At 46.3% G+C, this 21,766-nt stretch carries 12 protein-coding genes and 8 pseudogenes; 3 read left to right on the top strand and 17 right to left on the bottom strand.

Annotated features, from left to right (window positions below; all coding sequences use genetic code 11):
* Positions 1 to 43 precede the first annotated feature (43 nt).
* Both traC and SU60_RS02330 read right to left on the bottom strand, forming a co-directional pair.
* A complete protein-coding gene (gene traC / locus SU60_RS02335) occupies positions 44 to 2,443 on the bottom strand; it encodes a type IV secretion system protein TraC (RefSeq protein ID WP_041154144.1) in 2,400 nt (799 codons plus the stop codon).
* Entirely contained in the window at positions 2,443 to 3,135 is a 693-nt protein-coding gene (locus SU60_RS02330) for a DsbC family protein (RefSeq protein ID WP_041154143.1), read from the bottom strand. The genes traC and SU60_RS02330 overlap by 1 nt, the downstream gene beginning before the upstream one ends.
* 368 nt (positions 3,136 to 3,503) lie before the next feature.
* Between SU60_RS02330 and SU60_RS02325 the strand changes: the two genes are divergently transcribed.
* A complete protein-coding gene (locus SU60_RS02325; RefSeq protein WP_000212004.1) occupies positions 3,504 to 3,770 on the top strand; it encodes a type II toxin-antitoxin system TacA family antitoxin in 267 nt (88 codons plus the stop codon).
* Positions 3,761 to 4,265, top strand: a pseudogene (locus SU60_RS02320) (GNAT family N-acetyltransferase). The gene SU60_RS02325 and the pseudogene SU60_RS02320 overlap by 10 nt, the downstream one beginning before the upstream one ends.
* Before the next feature lie 40 nt (positions 4,266 to 4,305).
* On the opposite strand, the pseudogene traA reads toward SU60_RS02320, so the two are convergent.
* From traA to traL, 6 genes and pseudogenes are all read right to left on the bottom strand, one after another.
* Positions 4,306 to 4,691: pseudogene (gene traA / locus SU60_RS02315) on the bottom strand (TraA family conjugative transfer protein).
* Positions 4,688 to 5,260: a type IV conjugative transfer system lipoprotein TraV gene (gene traV / locus SU60_RS02310; protein ID WP_164833022.1), complete on the bottom strand. Its 573-nt coding sequence runs from the start codon at positions 5,258 to 5,260 to the stop codon at positions 4,688 to 4,690. Before traV ends, traA begins: the two are co-directional and overlap by 4 nt.
* 74 nt (positions 5,261 to 5,334) lie before the next feature.
* Positions 5,335 to 6,623: pseudogene (locus SU60_RS02305) on the bottom strand (TraB/VirB10 family protein).
* Positions 6,623 to 7,522: a TraK domain-containing protein gene (locus SU60_RS02300; protein WP_041154150.1), complete on the bottom strand. Its 900-nt coding sequence runs from the start codon at positions 7,520 to 7,522 to the stop codon at positions 6,623 to 6,625. Before SU60_RS02300 ends, SU60_RS02305 begins: the two are co-directional and overlap by 1 nt.
* A complete protein-coding gene (locus tag SU60_RS02295; RefSeq protein ID WP_041154141.1) occupies positions 7,506 to 8,132 on the bottom strand; it encodes a TraE/TraK family type IV conjugative transfer system protein in 627 nt (208 codons plus the stop codon). Before SU60_RS02295 ends, SU60_RS02300 begins: the two co-directional genes overlap by 17 nt.
* Positions 8,129 to 8,409 (bottom strand): annotated as a pseudogene (gene traL, locus SU60_RS21145) (type IV conjugative transfer system protein TraL). Before traL ends, SU60_RS02295 begins: the two are co-directional and overlap by 4 nt.
* A gap of 232 nt (positions 8,410 to 8,641) precedes the next feature.
* On the opposite strand from traL, the gene SU60_RS02290 reads away from it, so the two are divergent.
* On the top strand, positions 8,642 to 8,932 hold the full coding sequence (locus SU60_RS02290; protein ID WP_041154140.1) for a HigA family addiction module antitoxin: 291 nt from the start codon (positions 8,642 to 8,644) through the stop codon (positions 8,930 to 8,932).
* Positions 8,933 to 9,133: 201 nt separating this feature from the next.
* Here the strand turns inward: SU60_RS02290 and SU60_RS02285 are convergent.
* From SU60_RS02285 to SU60_RS02245, 9 genes and pseudogenes are all read right to left on the bottom strand, one after another.
* Positions 9,134 to 10,239, bottom strand: a pseudogene (locus SU60_RS02285) (Fic family protein).
* Positions 10,240 to 10,392: 153 nt separating this feature from the next.
* Positions 10,393 to 11,028 carry an IncC plasmid conjugative DNA transfer DtrJ family protein gene (locus SU60_RS02280; RefSeq protein WP_011788471.1) on the bottom strand — a complete coding sequence of 212 codons (636 nt, stop codon included), beginning with the start codon at positions 11,026 to 11,028 and terminating at the stop codon, positions 10,393 to 10,395.
* Positions 11,015 to 11,575 (bottom strand): hypothetical protein, encoded by a 561-nt coding sequence (locus tag SU60_RS02275; RefSeq protein WP_041154139.1) that lies wholly within the window; start codon positions 11,573 to 11,575, stop codon positions 11,015 to 11,017. Before SU60_RS02275 ends, SU60_RS02280 begins: the two co-directional genes overlap by 14 nt.
* A gap of 9 nt (positions 11,576 to 11,584) precedes the next feature.
* Positions 11,585 to 13,404: pseudogene (traD, locus tag SU60_RS02270) on the bottom strand (conjugative transfer system coupling protein TraD).
* 48 nt (positions 13,405 to 13,452) lie between these two features.
* Complete coding sequence (gene mobH / locus SU60_RS02265; RefSeq protein ID WP_041154138.1) at positions 13,453 to 15,603, bottom strand: MobH family relaxase; 2,151 nt, start codon at positions 15,601 to 15,603, stop codon at positions 13,453 to 13,455.
* Positions 15,604 to 15,724: 121 nt separating this feature from the next.
* Positions 15,725 to 16,540 (bottom strand): abortive infection family protein, encoded by an 816-nt coding sequence (locus tag SU60_RS02260; protein ID WP_041154137.1) that lies wholly within the window; start codon positions 16,538 to 16,540, stop codon positions 15,725 to 15,727.
* Between the two features lie 33 nt (positions 16,541 to 16,573).
* Positions 16,574 to 17,344, bottom strand: a complete 771-nt coding sequence (locus SU60_RS02255) for a hypothetical protein (RefSeq protein ID WP_041154136.1) — start codon at positions 17,342 to 17,344, stop codon at positions 16,574 to 16,576.
* A gap of 26 nt (positions 17,345 to 17,370) precedes the next feature.
* Positions 17,371 to 19,421: pseudogene (brxL, locus tag SU60_RS02250) on the bottom strand (protease Lon-related BREX system protein BrxL).
* Between the two features lie 38 nt (positions 19,422 to 19,459).
* Positions 19,460 to 21,762: pseudogene (locus SU60_RS02245) on the bottom strand (PglZ domain-containing protein).
* Between the last annotated feature and the right edge of the window lie 4 nt (positions 21,763 to 21,766).

The raw sequence follows: 21,766 nt of genomic DNA, 5'->3' as shown, positions 1-21,766 counted from the left end.
CAATAGACAAAGTAATAGAGCCATAAATGGCCAAAGCGTGGACTTATTCATAGCCTCGCTCCTTTAACAACTGGGAGATGGCATCAGCAACAGAAAGGCCTTTGCGCGTTAACTGTTTAATCGCGTTTACATCTTCTGCACGGGACGAGTACAACAGCTTGTGAAACGGATCGACGATGAGGCGGCCAATCCCGGTGCCCATTTCGGTAATAAAGAAAATTTCGGAATAGACACCCGTGACGGTATGAACCGTTTTCAGGTATTCGTAGCCGCCTTCACTTAGTGGTAAGCGGCCTTCTTTTTTGAGCGCGTTGATGGTTTCAGCTTTTTGGCCAAGCAGGTACATATTGGCCGAGTTTTCAGCGATGGCTTTACCTGTAGGGCTGTCATACAAATCGTTGACCGACTGCGTTACCGTTACAGCACTGCCGCCATATTTTCGAAATCGCCGGTAACCCGTCTCGATGAACTTACCGACATCACCTTGAGTCAGCAGATCCCAGGCTTCGTCAATGAACACAATCTTGCGACGATCACGCTCACCTAAGTACATCTCTTGTTGGATTTGGTAGATAAGCTGAAGCAACACCACTTGTTGTAGGTGCTTGCGCCCCTTGAGCTCTTCTAACTCCAAAACAGTGAAACGGTTTTTGAAGCGAATATTGTTGTGGCCATTAAAGAAGCGACCATATTCACCCTGTGTCGTAAACGGATAGAGCTGCTCACCCACATCCTGCACACGTCGGTCTTCGTGATTTTTCAAGGCCTCTGCCACATCATCAACTAACATGGCACGACCTTTTTTCTCCCACAGTTCACGGGTCTGACGCTTTAGGTTGGCCATCTGAAAATCGGTTAATGACTGCGTGGGTGCGGCCATCGCGGCCAATAACCCAACCAGTACATCCGCTTCTTCGTCATAGTCCTCAACGATTTCAAACGGATTTAAGCAGATACCACTGTTCCGCCCGAACTGTAAGAACTCACCGTCATAGACTTCACACAGTTTTTCATAAGAGCGGCCAACATCAATCACCCAGCATTGCCCGCCTTCTGATAAGTAGGAGGAGATGATTTCGTTCACCAGGAATGACTTACCCGACCCCGATTGCGCCGCGATGCAACAATTGTAATTACTGCCCGAGTCATAAAGGGATACACTCATAACCTGGCCATTACGGGAAACAAAGTTAATCACTGGCGTGCCCGTGCCTTTCCAATCTGCAAACAAAGGCAACAGAGGGATCACATGCCGTGTCGCCATGGTCTTGAATCGAAACAAGTCGTTCATCGCCTGGCGGTCAGCACCAAATGGCAAGGCATTCAGGAAAATGGGCAAACAGAAATACTTGTCTTCCATCAGCTCAAATCCGAGTTCTTTGAAATAAGTTCGAGCATTTGAAACAGAGCTGATGGACGCTTCTTCCGTTGGTGAAAACAGCGTCAAAGTCATATTGGCCCGAATAGGACGATCACCTTCTTGCAAAGCTTCAAAAAGAACATCAAATCCCTTTTTCTTGGCTGCAAGCACCGGCACAAACTTGAGCATCGGGCCATAGGCCTGATTGACCGCCCATTGACGCTTCGTCTCTAGACGAGATCGCATCGCCTCAGCTGAAGGAAAGTGAATGGTGACATTCAGCAAAAAGCTTCCGCGTAAACCGCGACTACCCGTCATCATATCGCCCGCAAAACTTGCGGCATGACCAAACCAGATCCGCTCAGGCAAGCGCTTAAACGATAAGGTTTTAACTCGGTAATCACCCAGCATCAGACCTTGGCTATCCACCTTGATAGATCGGTCATAATCCAACACTTGCTCTCGAAGTGGTTTATCTGCCTCACTGCGGATTGGAGATGGATTACGCCAAGAAGCATCTTTTCCCCAGTTAAGTTGCGCACTTAATGCCGCGAGCCAATTTCGGTCAGTCATCTCAGTGACGCGAAAACCAACCGTTGCCAACGCCTGAGAGAAAGAAGCTCGAAGCGCGGATGCTCGACTCAACTCACGCTCCGTCGGTATAGGACTTTCCAAAGGCAATTTGCAGGTGACGATCAGTTGAAAGTTGCGTACCTGAGTCTGGGTCGATTCTTCTATCGGTTGAACCGTGCCCCCATCGAGGAAATCGGCACGTTTGCGAATCGACGCCCTGAGCAATGGATCGGATTGACGATGCCGTAAGCCCATCATGCGCTGAAGGTCGGTTTGAATATCAGGCGAGGCGTACAGGCCAAATTGCAGCAAAGTATCTTTTGGCCAGTCGTTGTTGAGTAGAACATTAACCCTGTCTGCAACAGACTCATCACCACCGGGCAATGGGTCACATAGAAAACCAAAGCCAACACTTTGGTCTTCCATGAAAAACAGTTGCTCATCGTCGGAATAGGCCAATACTGGCAACAGCTCTGAAGCGCGTTGCCCTGAATACAGAGAGGCTTTCATTAACGCCCCTCCAACCAAGCAGAAAGATCATAAGGACGGCCTCGGCTGATGCGACCATCATTGGCGACAATGAAAGGCACACCTTGAATGCCCAGGATTTGAGCCGTCACCAAGGTACGCTGCATTGGCTCTAAGTTGCAGGCATCATCCTGTTCTAGGTTACCAATCCGGCCATTGAGCAATGCATCGGTGGCTGCTTTCTTGTCACGCGCACAGCCAAGCTGGCGAACCTGACGCTCTGAATCAGGACCAAGCACTGGCACAGGGAGTATTTGGAAGGTGTATTCTTTGGTTAACGGTAGGGCTTGTTTCAAAAGCTCATGGCAGTGCGGGCATCGTGGGTCAACAAAGACCACCACTTTCTTTTTGCCTTCGCCCAGCGTCAGTGGGTTCAAATCATCCATTTTTAAGCCAAGACGACTTAAGTCCAGCGTGTTCCCCGCTTCACGAATTTCTTCAAGGCTGGTAAGCGGCTTTTTGGACCAGGCATCATAGAGCGTGCCATCAATGACGAACCGGCCACTGTCTGACATGAAAACAATACGGCCATTGCTTTCGACCGCTTTCATACCCGTGACCGGCAAAGAAACCATGCCGTCAATTTTGCCAACTGGCGACACTTCAGACACAGGTTCAGCTTGAACCAATGGAGATAGCGTAAGCGCCAGAATAATTGGAGATAGTTTTCGCATGAGGAGTCCTCGTTAATGTAAATCGAGGCTCCAGTCTATGCAGTTGTCCTATGTGGACTCGGTTAGATAGATTGAAGAATTGGATGCCTTGCTAGGGTGCCACTTGTTGTTACGCACTATTTGTTCAGGTTTAGCGTTCATTCTGGCAGCCTTACAGGCTTCCCCTCCAGCCATCTGGTTTGGCTGATTCATTTTTTTCACACCCCTGGTGTTAATTTTTACAATGTTTTAAACCAAAAAGAGTTACATACCCTCGAAATCAAACTGACCTACGCTCAAAGTTTCACGCCCAACAACTCGTATATCTATTGACTACACGAAAAAGTCATTTAAACTGTGTATTAAGTAGATATACAGAGGACAGTGCCATGGCTACAAAGACAGCGCCAATCAACATGCGAGTACTGCCATCGGTAAGAGACATTATTGATGCCGCAGCAAGTTTAAAAAAAGTCGATAGAACTGTATTCATTCAGCAGGCAGCGCTCAATGAAGCGCATAGTATACTGGCAGAACAGCGGGATTTTGTTCTTGAAGCAAAAGCTTTTGAAGCGTTTGATAACGAACTTCGTGCAGAGCCACAGACTCTTGAAGGTATGAAAGATCTGTTTAAAAGGAAAGCGCCTTGGGAATAAGTGCACCAACTACTCACTGATGAGCACGAGATTAACACCTTTCAATGTGGCATCGAAGAACTCGATACTTGGTTAAGAAAACAGGCGTTAAAGAGTCAAAAGCGGGGAACCGCGAGAGTGTATGTGGTCAATGACACTGACGCCCATCAAGTGGTCGGGTACTATGCCATTGCCATGGGATCAGTTTCCAGAGAACAAGCTTTCAGTTCATTAAGAAGGAATAGTCCAGATCCCATTCCCATGGTGATTCTAGCCAGGCTTGGGGTTGATAATGCCTATCAAGGTCAAGGCATTGCGGCCGGTCTTTTAAAAGATTGCATCATTCGCTCAGTACAAGCAATGAACGCTGTCGGTGGAGCAGGAATCTTAGTCCATGCTATTGATGACACTGCGCAAACGTTCTACAAGAAATTTGGCTTCAAAGAATCGACGTTTGACCCTTTAGTACTCATGGCACGGATCTGCGATATCGAAAAATCATTGTCCACAGAGTGAGATGACGGCTCCCCTATCACACGAGAAGCCGTCAATTTTATCAGGTGCCCAGTAAAACGGCGCTGATTGCTGGAACAGTTGTGCCAATAACTTCTTGAGTGCTGGCAACAACTGGTAAGGTTGCAGACATAACACTTTCAACGACTGTTGGCGTGTTGTAGAGACCCATACCGCCACCAATGCCCAAGGCAAAAGCCATCAAGCTTTGGCGAGCGATACCGCCCACAATACCCACCAGAACCATGGCTCCCGCTACGATCCGTCCCAAAGTACCTTGGTCCAATCTTTTAGGGTATCCCACACATCGGTGAAAGCATCACCACCGGTGCCCGCAAATGAGGGCTCCGAAATCATTAACGCCATCAAACCAAACGCACCAATGGTCATTAGGCGCTGAGTTTGAATGCTGCGAACTGCATTTGTCATTCGTTAGTTTCTCCGTAGATACTCAAGTTATCGCGCTTACCATCAGCTCCCGCTGAGGTTGAATCACTCTGAGTCTGAAGTGGACGTAGCACAGGCGAAACCGTTCGAGGTGCTGACACCCCAATATCCCACCGGCGCGGTTCAATTTCGGTAAACACGTAGCTGGATAAATTCAGATCTCCACGGTCATCCTCCCAAGGCGCAATCCAAATTCGCATCACCCTTGAAGGAATGCGAATAGGTGCAGATTGCTGCGTCTCAGGTAATGCTGGATGGCTCAGCAGTCCTGTCTCTAAATCAGATTGTGAATACCCAGAGGGAGAACCAATTCGAGTCGCCACAGCATCAATCGTCTTGGGTGCAGCGCCATTACTGGTAAGCTCATAGACTTCACGAGCGGATAAACAGCGCACACCGCCAGGCATCCCTGGGCATCCATATTCACTACTCCCAAGACCCAATGAACTACAGCCAGACAATAAGGTTGAGCCGACTGCCAATAAAAGTAATCCAGCTTTAGACCACTGTTTTGACTGGTGCTTTGGGTTATTCTGCATTGATGTCGTCATGGTTAACTTTCCTCTGGATACACATCTTATTGTCTGAAACGGACTTCGATCGGTTAGCAACATGCAGGATTTTTTCATCTTCTTGCACCTACCCCTTGTGAAGTGGCCAATGACAACGAGGCCCCACGAGTGACTATGACTTCAATTTTCCTTGCAGCGTCTACCTCTATGACTGGGAACATATTTTCAGCCATGTCCAAATAGAACTTGGCCACTCGATCCAATGCTTTACCAGTGCCTTTAATCGCAGCGCCTTGTAATGCTTCTTGGCTCATGACTTGCTGGTACAGCTGAGTATCACCGGCATTACCTGTCTGAATCGTCGGTACAGGATTCACATCAAATGCGCCTGCCAAGCCCTGAAGGAATCCGGCCATCATCGATTTGGCCACCAGCTGGCCTTGTTTCGACACTAATCGGCCACGAATACCGGCTTTGCCGTCTTCACCTACGGCATAAGAATCCAGTCGTGTTTCAATGACGCCACCATCTTCTCTCACACATGAAATGGTCTCGCCTCGCAAATAAGCACGCTCAGAGCTCAAATCACCGTAACCTGCGGCGATCAAGAAACACTCTTTGATATCCGCTCTAAATCGGTTGGGTAAAATGGCTTCCTTTTGAATCCTCAGCAATGCAGGAAAAGGCTCGCGTCTTGCTGACTCGTGAGTAGGTGCATCCAAACCGGTGATCAAAGTACCTGAGATGATGCTGCCCGCCGGTAGATACAAAGGCGGCGCTTGTTGCACAACAACCTCTGGTTCAGCAACCACTTCAGGCTCAATCATACGAATCGTGATTGGCGGCAATGGAACATCCCGTGCTCGTGTACCTTGGCCATTGGCTGGCTGCTGATAGAGCGGATCAGGCAGCGGCGCATTGGCAAAATAGTCGTCTGGGTTAGACGGCAGTGGCTTTTCGTCTTTAGGCAATTCCATGGCAGATAAAGGCACTTCAAAACGGCTATTTGTGCCTTCAACTGCTGCATCACCTCCTGCGCGAACATCATCAAGTTCCGCTCTAAGGCGGGCCAGCTCCGCATTGACCTCACTGGGTATAGAAGGCGAACCTGGCTTAGCCGTCCTGAATCGACGTCGCGACGCAAGCGCTCAACTTCACGACGTAACTGTTCATTGCGCTCACTGAGTAGTTTTACGTTCGCAGCCAAACTATCGACCCCAACATCACGAGTATTGGTATCCGTAAGAATGTGCCGGATCGTTTCCTTCCGGTTCCGACTGCTTGCGCCATCGTCAGGATTAGGTGAAAACACCATCACCATAAGAATGAGACCACCAGCAATACCAGCAACCGATAGACCCCGCTTCATGTTCGGACTCATTTGTTCCCATTGTGCTTTCATCAAAACTCACCTCCCACAAGAAGCGAAGGTCGCTGACTTTCCACCGCTTCTTCACGATGATTGCGAACAACCACATACAACTCAGTCTTTTCACCCAGCAACAAGATATTGCGAGGCCAGTAAGCGCTTGCCACTATATCTGGTGCATAACAGGCTATTTCACTGGCTTCTATCGGCTCATCGGCAAAGCTTTCAACCAGTCCTACATAGACGGTGAAGTAATGTCCCGTCACAATTTGCCCCTGCTTAAAACCAAACTTTAAGCCCGGCTGAAAACATTTCGGGCTTGTGTCAGTTTGGCCAGCTAAACGGATGTCATAGCCTTGTGGTAACTCATTTAATGCAAGGCTTCTGAGTAAGTCACGTAAGCTATCGACGTATGGCTGAGCCGTTTCCCAAGTGGCGGCTTTTCGGTTCACGACGCCCTTAATAGGCCACTGCTGACCATCAATAGCTAAGGTGATTTCACGCGGTGGAATACGACGAGGTACTAAGGTGACTGATAATGCGAGCGCTTCCTGACCAGGCGGTGTGATGTAAAGTGAAACCGGTGATTCTTTGTCCGTGGCCACATATACAACATTCCCCTTGATTTGCGTCTGAGCATCACTGGTTGTTCTCACCTGAGGCGATTCAAACGGCGTCACAATCCGGTTCAGATGGCCAAGTGCTACAGGGATAAGTTCATTAACCCCCGGTGTCATCAGCAGCGTTGTTGGCGCATCCGTTGACACCGTATTGCTTTGAACCGGTGAATTTGCTGTAGCGGGCTGCTTCATCACACTAGCTGGCACAATCGGCAATTCCACGTCTGCATACGACGCTTGAGATAACAGGACGCCACTCAAGCTCATTGCGATTAAGCTTGGCGTCATCCATCGACTAATTTTGGTTCGCATCATTCACCCTCCGGTTTTGCTCTTGGGTCAACTTTTCACGAACGCGCTTCGTTCTGGCTTGCCCCTCATACGTATCCATCCAACTGAGCTTTGGACGGTATTGCTCAATATCGATGTCAAACTCATAGGTGCGAGTTTGGCGCTGTTCATCTCCAGATGGTCCAGAAACCAAGGAATAACCGGTCACAAAGACATGGCCGGTTTCATACTCATACTCCACTTGTCTGGGTTGGAATTTGAGCGTGACTCGGTCTTCTCGGATTTGCCTTGCCTGAATTTCCAGTGCATCGACCACTTGCTGGTACACCGCTGGATAAAGTAGCGGCTCAATGGCAACCCGGATAAAGGACACATTACCCGGCGTCACGTTGCCCATAAGCTCAGCCAGGTAGAGCCCCCAGGATTCAAGGTAAGGTTGAGTGGCTTGGTTTCGTGACACTTCAGCCGTTTCAGACAAGGTTGGTGGTTGAATAGCTACCACGGTATTGCGAGAAAATGCCGCTACCGCAAGCAGCAAATTAGATAGCACCAGCACTGCAATCAGGAACCGCTGCCATCGGTTCTCTAATTGCGTGCCTTGCCATGATTTTAAAAACACGTCGAACTTCACGGCAGATAGCTCCTGATAAATGGGTTAGGGATCGTCTTGGCTTTGGTTGGCAACAGTCCAGCCCAGTAGATGGCGTGAAGAATAAAACCATCAGGCGACCATCACGAAATCGCCGATAGAGCTTGGTTGTCACCAACCCCAACAGGCATAAAACCAAGGCATTACCGGTAAAAATGCCGATCACTAGCCCCAACAGAATGGGAGCCATCTCATCGGCGCTCCAAAGCAGGAAGTGCGGCGGGTCATCGATATAGGATGGAATACTCACAGGTTCCATAATCACTCCTCGTTGTTTGAATTGAGAAATGAAGGATGCCTTGGGATTGGCAGCTTCAGTGGTCAGCTAGATGCCGAATTCTTGAAGGTTTTGAGGTGGCTTAGTGATTCTGTACCTACAATCAGATTGATATCGCACCTTAAGGGTTAAAATTAGTTCACGGTAATTGGCACGTTACATTCAGATTCAATGGACGAGATGCGGAAATTGTTAACTACGAGGATTATCACTAATGACAATGCATAACCCTGCTCACCCTGGTGAGATATTAAAAGAGATGGTCATCGAGCCGTTGGAGTTGACGATTACCGATGTTGCAGCACACTTGAATGTAAGCCGTAAGACCCTATCCAAGGTATTGAACGGACTAGGTGCAATCACTCCGGAAATGGCTGTACGCTTGGAGTTGGCTTTTGCTAAGCCCTCTGCTGAGCACTGGTTACGCCTGCAAAATGCTTATGATCTATCAGCTCTCAGAAATCAAAAGACTACGCTGAAAGTCCAATCTCATGAACTAGCTTAGGGGTAAAATTGATGTCTCTAAAAACATTGAAAGAAAAAGCACTTAAAAATCCTAGTGTTGTACGGGAATATCATAAACTAAATCGCGAATTTGCTTTCATCGAACGGAAACTTACACGCAAAATCGCTCGAACACGCAAACCTTAAGCTAGCTGAAAACTGTCGCTAGTTATATTGGCGTATTCTCTCAATGTTCGTATTTTTAACTCACGTGCGCCAGTTTATACCGAGTGCTCCGCCCCCCGGCTTCACTTTTAACCAAGCAACCAAGCTCGACCAAAGCCGCTAAATGACGAGAAGCGGTTGGCTTACTCACTTTCGCCACTTTATGATACTGCGACGTATTAATGCCTTGGTCAAAATCTCCATCAAGCATTCGATTGAGCACTTTTACTTGCTCTGAGGACAGTTGCGTTTGATCGATATTTCGCCAGAAGTTTGTTTTAAAAATTGTTTGGTCGATTTCTTCGAGCACATTGGTGAATGTTTCACCTAAGGTATTTAAAAACCAAATTAGCCACGCAGTAATATCGAGCTCACCTTTCTGGGATTGTTCTAATATTTCGTAGTAGCTTTTACGGTTGCTAAAATCGCCACTGACATCGCATAGAAACGGACAGATTGGCGCTCAGCCTGGGCAAGCGCCAAATCAGTGAGTAAGCGGGTGATCCTGCCATTGCCGTCATCTAAAGGATGGAGCGTCACAAACCAAAGATGTGTTATCGCCGCTCTAAGCAATGGATCTAAAGCAGGGTCCTCACGAGAGTCATTAAACCAGCGAATAAACACGTCTAGTTCGGACTCAAGCACATCTCGGCTCGGCGCTTCAAAATGCACAGTGGGTTTATCTATTCTACCCGATACAACCTGCATAGGCTCATCCCCACGTAACTGCCCTCCTATCACAGGATTAAACATGGTGTAACCCTCAGGAAACAGTCGTTTATGCCACTGTAATATTCTTTCAAGTGAGAGAGGCGAGTCTAAATTATCTACCGCATCTAGCATTATTTCTGCGAGGCCATCCGTACGTTCAGTGGTTGGAAATGGTTTTTCTTCAGAAAGACCAAGTTTATTAGCCAACGACGAGCGAACAGAAAAAGCGTTGAGCTTCTCACCTTCAATGGCACTCGAATGAATAATGTTCGCCAGTAGCGTGTCTAACATACTTTGTTTTTGGTCTTTAGGTTGGCTCGACATCTTGCCCAACAACACTCCTTGGTGAAAGCGAATGTCGCGTAACTTGGGTTCAATGACTTTTTCATCCCAGATAAAGTTCGGCCAGTCAGCTTGTTGCCAGATCCACATCTTGTCGCCTTTTGATTTAAATAACAGCATATTCAAATCATATCATGATTCGAATAAAACCCACAATCATATCTAATTATGATATGATTAATACAGATATTCACATCATCTTTCGATGTTATCATCCTGCCTTCGGCACCATTAACCTAGGCCTCATATCTTCTTCTGCAAGTGACTTAACGCCAACCCCGCCATTAATGCTAAACCGATGATCAGCGACGGTAACACCACTGGAGGAATGGCCAGCGGGGCGAACAATCCCATAAACAGCAAAATGACACCTGAGCCCAGGATAATCATGCTGTAGCGGTGAATGATAGGGCTCGAAAAATCAAAGGTTGTCTTCTTAATCTTCCAGGTCATCAAGCCATCCCACAGCGCCGGTAACATGAGAATAAGCGCAAAGGGCAACCAGACCATCAGCAAAGCAAATCGAGTGAACACTTGGTACAACACATCAAAAAATGCCTGAATGCGGTCTTCTACCCAGACAAACCAAAAGCCTCCCATGTTCTCCATCCCTTTAGAACGAAGTCGCTGTTCTTCAGTGGGGATTAGAAAATCTCGCACAGATTGCTCCATCTGCGTATCTACAATCCATGACTGATACCAGCGATGGCTAGTTTGACCAATCCAATAGCTTGTTTGTGCGCCCAATTGATTTTGGATCATCTGCTTCTCTTTACTAATAACCCGGCCAGTCCAATCACCGGGCACTAATACGCCAATGGCAATAATCTCCAGCATCAGTGCCAGACACAGCAGCCAAACCGACTTATGCTTGCTCATGCCAAACATCCTCTTCTACTCGGGCCAGCATGGCTGCAACGGTTGGCGTCATAATCCGGGCTTTAATCACTTGTTGAAGCCGCTTTGTCGTCGTATGACCGCTGACATATCGCACTTCGATGCGCCCTTCAGCCAGATACCCCATCCGATTTGGACGATTACGAATCCAGGTGTGGAAATACACACCATCCACGGCGGCCCACTCGAAATGGTCAGGAACACGCAGGCGAATTCCCGTTAAAGCACTGGCGGCAGTCCAGGTCAGTGCCTCAATGAAATGCCACAGGCGTACACTGTCATCATCACAACTGACTTCTTCATAACTACCCAAGCCATTGCACAGACACAAATCAAAGATGGAATGGCCATCTAACGTGAACGCATCCGTTAAGTAGTCCGCCAAGCAATACACCGAGGCCAAAGCATGGGGCCAGTCGGTTTCAAGCAGCCTTAAGATTTCCTTGAACTGGGGGTTATGTTGCTGCCACTGAGCGAGCATGTCTTTACTGGTAATTGTTGTCATTTTCAGACAGACAGAATGATGCATACAGACTCCTTATGCTGCCTGTGTAGAGCTGGTTAAAATAGGAATGCGACCTTTGATCACACGGCCACCTGAAAGCTTGGCGATGTACTCAAGGTTAGGGAGCTGGCCTAATAACTGCGGTGGAAACATATCGCCTTCTTCCTCCATCAAGCGTTCGCCATGATTTCCGGTAAACAACGCCGGGCTGTCCGAGTTGGACGACATACCTTGAGTTTGCATGATGTACTGCAACCGAGTCTTAGGCAGATTGTCAGTAATGTACTGCTGCGTTTCGGCATCCATCACCCGAAGAGCTATCAGGTTGTTGATGTTACCTAACACCTGGCGTGCCTTAGCTTCGCTGCCTGTACGAGCTGCAAAGTCAGCAAAGGTCTGAGTAGCAATCACACAACGCATTTTTGCGCCACGGCCTTTGTTGAGCAGTTGAATGAAGGGATCGTTGACGACTTCAGCCGCCTCATCGATGAAGATATTTACGGGACGATTTTCAACACCATAGTTATAGCGGTCACCGGCCACGGCGGTGAGATCGGATAAAAGCAACGAACCAATGGCGCTGCCAACCATGGCGTCGGTCAATGAATCCAACCCGATATAGGCCACTTGAGCATTGTTGATAATACGGCCAGAATCCGTAATTAACCGGCTGTCATCCACATCGTTTGCAATCGGTGATAACAGTGGGCCTAATTCACTTGATGTGAGCATATTGAGCACCGGCATCAGTGAAGCCACCATCTTGGAATAGTGGGTTCTGTCATGCTCAAACATACTCAATAGCCCTTCCAAATCGGTATTGGCGGCAACGGGCTGAATGCGTTCGTAGTAAAAAAGTAGCATCGCCATGGCTTGTTTAGCAAGGTATTGGCCTTTTCGGTAAAGCGCTTGATCTCCACACTAAAGTTCGGATACACCTGCTCCCCCCAGGCTGTGACGGCTTTTACTACCAAGCCTTCTGGGCCACCTTCCAAGAATCGCCTCAGTGTTTTCAGATCAGGACGTTGTGACGTAAGCAACAAACCTTGCACGATGTTATTCAGCGCCATTTGGCCAAAGGCTTTAAATGGATCAGCACCGGTTTCAGATGGGATTAATGCCGCAATTCGGCTGGCAATTTCAGTGCCCCGGTTAAAGTTTCTAAGAGGATTAAGACGTACTGAATGCTCTGGAAAACCCGGATGAAAATACACAAAGCGCTCAGGACTACCGGCGGCAATACAGGCTCGCTGCGCATTATCCTTAAGTTCCTTGTCTCCCTTAGGGTCAATAATAATCACGGCTTCATTACGCAAAATGGCCTGAGTGATCATCGCATCAAAGCATCGGGTTTTTCCCGCACCGGTCGTTCCGACAATTAAGGTATGCCCCTCGGTGTGACCAACTGGCTGGTACACATCTTCTTCTTTGGGCTCGACACCATGAATCCAGGTCGAACCCATTTGTTTGCCGTGACCTTGGTTAAGCAAGGTTTGCTTATCCCGCTTTAGGATTTCATAAGCGCGTTGGGCATGACGTTGGTCCCACTCAAAGCCATACCCTAACCACAATTCATCAGGATGTTTTGCCATCACTTTTTGCAAATGCGAAAGCGCCATAAAAGCCAAAGGTTTGCCTTTTAGCCCCTTCTGCAACTTATAAAGACGGTAAGCCTCAGGCAGGCGATACAACGCCATGCCCGAGGAAATCCCTGTCATCCACCAAAATGGCTCAGGTGGTAGCTCAGTCAGCATTTCTGCGGCAATTGCCCCAGTTGCCCCAACCAGCCAACCTGCTGCTGCCATGGCTTCATAGTTCGTGCGCCAAGGCATCTCGTATGCGTTTTCTTTCATTCATGCTCCGCAAAATAACCGTTTTCAATCCGCTCAACTTCAAATGGATTAACGTTTAGCATGAGCGGTAAACAGAACCGTTTCCCCCTCATCAAACTGGCATTGGTCACTGGCCGAGATCCCCCGAAGCAGCTGTCCGGCTGGAATGCCATGTGCATTGGCGACTTGGCGTAAGGTTTGAATCGTGACGCGAATACCATCGGCACTATGATCCACGTCTGGGTAATCGCCATCGGTCAGTAAGATGGGCAAATCTTTCACAAAACTAACCATCTGTTGCCGCTGCGCGTGTTTGGGGTCTGTACTTGAGTTCGCATTGGCCACAATCGGCTTTTGCTTACGCTCCGCTCTTGTGGCAGGCTCTTTTGCTTGGGCATTGGTTGTCTTAGTTCGACTCGTACGCTGTGAAGCCTCTTCGTTCTGAATTGCTGCCGCCGGTTCTTCGTCTTGTTTAGAAAGGTCTATCAGTACAGTAAGCCCTTTAGAAATCGATACTTTCAGCAGTAATCCTTGCTCCTGAACGCCATCATTCGTAGTCACAGTTCTGGCCTTACGTGTCGGGTTTGCAGGATCTAGTTCAAGCCAATCTAATTGACTGAGTTCAGCAAGCAGTTTTCGAGGAGCACACCAATGTCTTACGGCATCGGGATAGCGGATCAGTATCTGTTCACCAACCACAACCAACGCGCTGCTGGCCCCTGGGAGCCACGCCAATGATTCAGGGAGATTCAATGAATCTGCATCGTGCTGGTTTGCGTTATTCGCGATTGCAGCATCGTTTGAATCGTTAGGCTTTTCGCATTCATCACCTGGAGCATTTTCAGTTGCCTGGGGGTTATTAACATCACTAGCAAGACGAAGTTCATCATCTTGTTCGGACGGTTTTGTCGATGGCGACTTAGCCGAATTGCTATGTTCGATTGATGATGACGCTTCAGGCAAGTCTGGATGCTCACTGGAACGACTCTGAGGTTCTGCTTGTGTTTGCTGTGTTGCTTCCCACTCAGATTTGCTAAACAGTCTCACGCTACTTGGTACATTCGAGCTGAACAATAAATCGGCCTCAGATATATGCAGCATGGGTAGCCAGATTGGCTTGCCGTCTTTGATCAGCACTTCTGGGGCAAGGCTTTCATATCGCTCATTTGAGACGGATTTAGTGGCCAATCCTCGCTCAATGAGGATGTCCGCAAGGGTATCGGGATCTCTTGGGATGCCAGGTATCTTGTCTTTGGCCAATAGATCAATGATGTCTTTAGCCGCGCTTTTCCAAACCAGGTAAAGATGGGTTGACTGATTCGATTTTCGTACCCAGACTCTGGCGTCTCGCTGATTGACTAACCACTGGGAACTGGCAAGCAATCGCCTCATAGCATCAAGCAGATAGCGTTCGACAGGGACACCAAGGGCATTGTCGTCAACGGAAATTCGTTGAGCTTTCAGGTCTCGCTGGACACTGGTTTGGTCGGCTTCAATGACCAATCTAGAAAGAACATGCTCGGGATCGGTATTGCCAATTGCCTCCAGCATGGCTTGCAAAATCTCAGGGCCCGGCTGGGTTAACCAGGCGAGCAGCTCAGGTGTCATCACCCGGTTTAAAACCAGAATTGAAAATTGCTCGTGCCGCTTGCACCGTCCGTCGCGCCAGCGAATGAAATAGCGTTCAATGCTGTTATTTGTGGTCCACTGGGATAAGGTTTCTAAAAAAGGGTTCCACTGATAGCGTCCATCTTCGTCTGTGATGGACAAGTCTGAAACTGGCTTACCAATATCATGGAACAAACCGCCAAGAGCCGCTGCAACACGCCACCTTGGCTCTAGCTCTTTTTTCTCAACCGGTGTGCCACTGGCAACAAAGATGATCCCTTCAGCAGCTTGTGCAGCCCAGAAAGCAACTTCCAACGAATGACGTAATAAACCACCAGCGCCACTGTGATGATGATGCTCAGAAGCTGGCAACAAATGAACATAAGCAGCCAGATGATCAATGCAGGGCTGAATCAGCCTTTGAAAATCACGCAGGTTAAAGCCAAGTACCTGGCGCAGTTTGGCAATTAGCTCGTCTTGTGTGGACTGCAAATCCTCGGGTGACGCAGCTGGCAACCCCTTAAGGAATGGCGGGTAGCGTGGAATTTCCGCATCCGGTTGCGATGAAAGCTCTGGTAGTGCTTTGGTTTGAAAAAATAGGTTTTTGAACATAGTGAACCTCCGACACGATAGTGTGAAGGTTCAAACAGAGTTGTTTAGTTCGATAGCTTCAAGAATCTTGCATCAAACTGCCATGTCATTTTCAGGCCACCAAGAGGCTAACAGCCTGCTATCAATGTTTTACGAGGTCTTTTGATGGATACTTTAGTTGCCATGTTTCAATTAGAAATAACGCTGCGGTACTTGCTGAGTGAATAGCTAACTTGGCTATACGGGCATCTAGTCGGGTGTAACCCCGCTCTCGACCATGAGCATCACCACCATGTGTTCGCAGAGCTCCGATACCTTCAACAATGGTTGCCAATCCAGATAGGACCTTTCTTACGTCATCAGCAATTTCTGGATTTACATTAATTTCACCAGGAGACAACCCTAGTGGTCGCTTTACTGAGTCAAACAATCCCTTAATATCTTTCTTCTTAGGAAGTTCAAAGCCAAGTTCAATTATGATCGAACGGCACACACTCTCTAACGTAGAACAAGCCGATGTGACTGCACTTTCCGGATCACGAAAGGCGCTTTCCAGGGCTCTATCAAGGTCCCTAGATACCGTATCCATATTCAAAACTTCGGCTTTGGTTGAAAGCGTTGCTAACACTGAAGCACTAACACCTGTTTCAATTTTAGCTAAAATTTCAAACAGTTTTGCCTTTTCCTGCGGGTCTTCGGGTTTGTAATCACATTTATACTGCCAAAGTTTTCTGAGTACTTGGCCAACCAAGTAACCATCCTCTAGCTCAATAAAAGATCTTAAACGTTTAGCCTTTGAGCCCCCATTAATCTGGTACTTCTCTTGGGTAATATCAATGCTCAACTCATCTTCAAAATACTCAGCCATTGTCCTATCTGAAAAATCTAACAGGTAGCCATCTGTCATTTCGAAAATTTTATCTATCGTTCTAATCTCAGAACCTTTTAGTTTTGGCATGAGCAATCCTCTCTGACCATAAAACGCTGCCCGTCATGTTGTTAGCCAAATAAAGCCTTGATAAACAGAGATGGGTACCGAAATTAATGCACTAGCCAATGCAATTGTCTTAGCCAACCGGCTTTCAAAAAGCCTATCAATAAGAACGCCCATGCCCTTTGCGTTCGTTTTAAGTTTTCCCTGAGCTAGCTTATCGATTACTTTCTTATAAAAACCGGTCTTACACAGCGTAGAGTTGTGCATTTTGATGAACTCATTGCTCTTGAACGCTTCTACTTCTTCCGCACCAGTTAAAAAGTGCCTATGGATACCACCATTCAAATTCATCAATGACTTTAAGCGAGGATCTGCAACATAACCACTGCCATAACGGTCAGACAAAATATCATTGAGATTGATTCGTCGTTCAACAGGAATTACTGCCATATCGGTTTTACCAAGCACTCGGTATCGATGCTCTAAATGTTCGAAACCGTAAGTCAGATTACGCATATTCCAGTGAATCCAGTATCTATCTCGACGATCACGGACAAATTCATTGAATTTACTTAGTAACGCAAGCTCAATATCATCGAGACGTTGATGGATTTCGTCTCGACTGATACCAAGTTCTTCAGCAATAGCATGAATAGAAAAACTTACTGTCTGATCTGTAGATAGATGCAGTACAGCAATCGAGGTAATTCGAGGAGATAAGCCATCGTTATCATCATTCAAGCTTTGGCAAGAATAGTGAATAATGTAGAAATTCTGAGGTGTGCGCTTTACCTCTCGAATGAATTCTTTGCTATTAACGATAGTCAATTATCTTACCCCTACAATGTTTAAAATCAGTCAAGTAGTATGCTTTTTTGCATAAGCATCTGATTATTCTGATAAAACGGAACATCTGTATTTCCAAGAACTGTTGGTGGTACATTTGTTAGCTCAACTAGATTATCCATTGGAACAACAACCGTCTTCGCGCCATTCTCAGACAACATTGTTATTTTGTCAGCAAAGTTAATTGACCTTTCAATCGCACCGCCAACGGATATATTACCCAACACTGCAAGGCCAGCCTTTAGGTTCTTTTTGTACAGAGCAGACACGATTGCGATATAAACCGCCGAGCCAATTCCCGTTGATATTGAAGCCCCTAGCATATTGGTTACTTGGATAGTGATATCGTAATTTTTAAGCGAATGCTGTTCACTTAAAATTGTTTTTTCATTAGCTTTAATATACTGGTAGGTATTCTTGATATTTTCTTTTACTCCGGTGTTACTCACACCAGAAATATTGAGTTTTCCAGAACCCGAGGTAGTTACAGCTTCAATACGCACGAGCGCGACATTATCACTATCACTAGTACTGGTGTAACAAACACCAGGCGGCAGTGGCGTATTTTCGATTAAGTGAGATCCCTTTTCCTCAGGCAAGCCAACAAAGTGCTCTTCCTGCGTTTCTTTATCTATGTAAGAAAAATTCGTATCCCAAAACTCCATTCCACCGATTCGCTTTAACTGTTCTTTCACGCGACGTCGCATTTCAAGCGCTATCTCGAGGTATTCACGGACATCTTCTTTGGTGTATTCACCATTCGGGTGAAGCAGTTTAATCAGACCCGATACCGTTTTTTTCACGGGCTTGGTATCACGTTGTTTCAAGTGTGAACCTAGTGAAAAAAGTTTTCGATAGCATCAGTGTATGTAACGCGACGAAACGACTTCAATGCTTCTGAGAAGTAGTCTGTACTGAAACCAAAATTAGATGTGAAGTGCTTAGGAGCAAACTTGATCATTTCCCACCCAGGTAGATAAAAATGAATACGATCAAGGAATGCAGTATCGTTATTCACTTCATCAGAAAGAGGACTAAATAAGTGAGATGTTTGTAATACCGTCTCAACTGGTTGATTTATATTGCCGTTTAAGATTATTGAAGCAACACCAGTAATTTCACCTCCTGCACCAGCTCGCGAAAACGAGCCAGACTCCATATAGTCCTTCATTAAAGGAACAGCGTCCTTTTCTTTGAAGATCTTGTCCGTTGCCTCATCAAAACATATCGCATCCCATTGACCAACGGCACCAACTTTGCCAGTAGAACCGTGAACAAAGAGCTTGGCAACTGTCCCTTGCCCACCAGATATAAGTACGGCATAAGGTGTAAGCTCTTTAAAAACGAACGACTTACCTGTTGACCGCGGACCTAACTCTACAAAGTTAAAATTACTCTCGACCATTGGCAGCAGACGTGCAAGTAACAGCATTTTTACGCGGGTTGTCATCCCTTCAGCATCAGGCTCATATCCACAGCTACGTAGTAATACATTCAGCCATTCATCTCTCGAAAACTCATTCCTTTTCTGGATAATCTTACTGTTATCAAAAGTCGACAGTTGAATAGGCTTTATATTTGTCACTACAAACGGATATATGTTTTGACCGATTCTTATGTCGGGGTCATATTCGACGTCAATAATGGCCCAGATACCGCCCATCAGCATCTTCTCATGCTCTTTCACAAGACCATCACGGATATTACCATTGATAATGTTGCTGTTTTGAAGCTGAGCCCAATAGATATCCTTTTTCGAATCTAACTTAACAGATATTTTATCGATTATTTTAAATCGACCTTTTTCTCTGATTTTAGAGTGAATCAAAGAGCTTTCTTCTGGGTTAACGTAGTGCTCACTAAGAATTTTCTTAACGTTTTCCATGCCTACTTTAATTTTCTCTTCATCATCAGTAGAGCAAGAATTAGCAATTAAATACTCCAATACAAATACCGGTACGTTGGCACCAACTTTTACCATACGCACTAAATCTTTCTTTACCACATAGCCTCGAAAGTGCTCTAACAGCTTGTGATCTAAATCGTTCAAAACGGCCATCGTCTATTCCTCTATCGCATTCTTTAACATAACTGGCCTTAAAATAATCCGCCAAGGTCGCGGTCGTTATTCTTTTTAATAAGAACACGATCAAGCTGCTGTTTTGTCATCGCGTCTACCAGTTGCACTTCTAACTCTTCATGGCCATCAAAGGTGTACTCTTTAGTAACGAGACCATTACTCTGCACGGTAATAACATCGCTCTTGTTCACTTGGCTTTTGTTAGCAAAGAACAACAACATCACTTTACGGTCAAGCGTGAACATATTTCCTTCACCCGATTCAGCCCGCAGTTTTAGCTGGTACAGCTCTCCAGTTACACTGACCAAGTCATGCTTGTTCGCAATGGTTACAGGCAGCTCTCCCATAACATCACTTTCTTGCTCCCAACAAAAATAGGGAGTCACCAACTCCTGAGGCGCTAAACCACCATGCGCAAAGCCATAGGTGCCTGGGGTTTTGAATGGGTTCATGCTACGGGCGAAGTAAAGAAAGTTGTAATCTTTGTAGGCCTTTGCGACTTCAATAAACTGAGGGATTAAACTTTCTTGCTTGTCACTGGTCCAGATAAAGCGCTCGTCAATGTAGTTTTGCCCTGAAGGCTTAACCACTATCTTATCGGCTTCGCTTAGCAAGCCAGTCAACACGAAACCATGGTCGGTAATTAAATACACTTTGGTGTAGCCGATATTGAGCAACTGATTAATCTTTTCAGCAAAAAAATCGATAGATTCTGGGAAGTATTTCAGCGCCTTATGATTGAGCTTATCACCCATGTCATCAATATCTTTATAGGTACAAATTAGCACCTGACCCGATAGAGGCTTATCACTTACCTCATCAAGACGAATGTAATCGATATCAATGTGTGAATTTTGGGCTGAAAGATACTTTTCTCGCTTATTTTGTACGGCCTCAACCACACCATTTGCCATGTAAATATGACTCATGTTGTTTTCAGTTTCGGATGGACAATCAGCCAAAATATGACGGCGAGTAAGTGTACTATGGTTACCAAGCTGCTTAACCTTGATAGCAACCTGCTCTGCAATCTCATAGCTACGCCATCGCCTACAATCACGGCTATTTTGCTGTTCTTTCCTGGGTGATCAATTTGGATATCGCGGTCAATAATGGCTTGTAAAATGCCAGTTTGATCTTCCCGGTACTGACTGAAATACTGGAACCACTTATCTAAAAACAGCGTAACGTACTCTTTGTAAAGCTCTTGGAGAGGCTCAAGGCTGTCACGTTGTTGCATAAATTCGGTGTACAAATTACGTATGGCAGTATCAAGCGGGCAGAAATGTTTTTTGTAAAACTCAACACATTCAGCAAAGCTGCTTAAATAGGCCATATCCTTCGGATCAAAGTCGAGCAAAGTAATAATGTCGTTCCAAAACACAATGCCCAGCGCTTGTGCCTGTTTGCTTTGATGGCGTTGTTTCAGCCTAGCAACTAGTTGTGCTGACTCTACTTTAGACAAAGATTTATTAGCCAGTTTATTGCCTAATTCCTTTAACCAAGCTTCATCCACCTGCCTAAATGGGTGGTCAGGATTGACCTGCCAGATAGCACTGCTGTTAATAAACGCTGAATCCAACTTATGTTTGGTGAGGTATGAGCCAAATGAATTGCGATAACTCACCGAATCAAGCCAACTGTTGTAAACTGATAACAACGTCTTATCACAGTCATTATCCGCCAAGCCCTTTAACATCGCAGAGACAACCTCAGACGCAAGGGTAGATGCAGGTTTATCGATATATTCTTGGCCTAGCAGATCATTAACCTTTCGGTAAAAGGTTTCACGTAACTGTGCGTCGTATTTTTCAGTGACATAGTTTTCGGGATCATGAACAAAGGGCAGCAGTTCCTTGTCTAAATCAAAGATTTCAGAGGCCCCTTTGTGGCTTAAGTCCATCCAATAGGTACGATCTTTACCCACACTCACTTTTGCAGCTGCGATCAACTCGTCTTTCGGCAAGTTAATATTTAAGTTTAAGGTCCGGTGAACTTTATCTTTGATGTAGTTCTGCAAATAACGAATTTCGATGCAACCATTGGTCTCGCAGTACTCGCGTACGAAGGTTAAGTCTTCTTTGCTGAGTTGCGTATAGATAACGTACTTGTGCTCAGATTTAGGATGCTCTTGTAAGGCCTTTTCAACGCGATATTTCGCTTCCAACTCGTCGAGTTCTCCATTGGTGCGATACACATCACAATCTCGTTTTAGGATCTTTAATAGAAACTCCGCCTCACCGCTTTCATCAATAAATACGGCGACAGGGTGCTGCTCTAGGATGCGCGCTAAATCTTGTTTAAACCAGGTATCAATCATAGTC

The organism is Vibrio mytili (assembly GCF_000830505.1).
Classification (GTDB): domain Bacteria; phylum Pseudomonadota; class Gammaproteobacteria; order Enterobacterales; family Vibrionaceae; genus Vibrio; species Vibrio mytili.
This window is presented reverse-complemented; position numbering and strand designations above follow the sequence as displayed.

Excerpts from the sequence above, each read along its gene's own strand:
- traC (WP_041154144.1), bottom strand. The coding sequence starts at position 2,443 with ATGAAAGCCTCTCTGTATTCAGGGCAACGCGCTTCAGAGCTGTTGCCA.
- SU60_RS02330 (WP_041154143.1), bottom strand. The coding sequence starts at position 3,135 with ATGCGAAAACTATCTCCAATTATTCTGGCGCTTACGCTATCTCCATTG.
- SU60_RS02325 (WP_000212004.1), top strand. The coding sequence starts at position 3,504 with ATGGCTACAAAGACAGCGCCAATCAACATGCGAGTACTGCCATCGGTA.
- traV (WP_164833022.1), bottom strand. The coding sequence starts at position 5,260 with ATGACGACATCAATGCAGAATAACCCAAAGCACCAGTCAAAACAGTGG.
- SU60_RS02300 (WP_041154150.1), bottom strand. The coding sequence starts at position 7,522 with ATGCGAACCAAAATTAGTCGATGGATGACGCCAAGCTTAATCGCAATG.
- SU60_RS02290 (WP_041154140.1), top strand. The coding sequence starts at position 8,642 with ATGACAATGCATAACCCTGCTCACCCTGGTGAGATATTAAAAGAGATG.
- SU60_RS02280 (WP_011788471.1), bottom strand. The coding sequence starts at position 11,028 with ATGAGCAAGCATAAGTCGGTTTGGCTGCTGTGTCTGGCACTGATGCTG.
- SU60_RS02275 (WP_041154139.1), bottom strand. The coding sequence starts at position 11,575 with ATGCATCATTCTGTCTGTCTGAAAATGACAACAATTACCAGTAAAGAC.
- mobH (WP_041154138.1), bottom strand. The coding sequence starts at position 15,603 with ATGTTCAAAAACCTATTTTTTCAAACCAAAGCACTACCAGAGCTTTCA.
- SU60_RS02260 (WP_041154137.1), bottom strand. The coding sequence starts at position 16,540 with ATGCCAAAACTAAAAGGTTCTGAGATTAGAACGATAGATAAAATTTTC.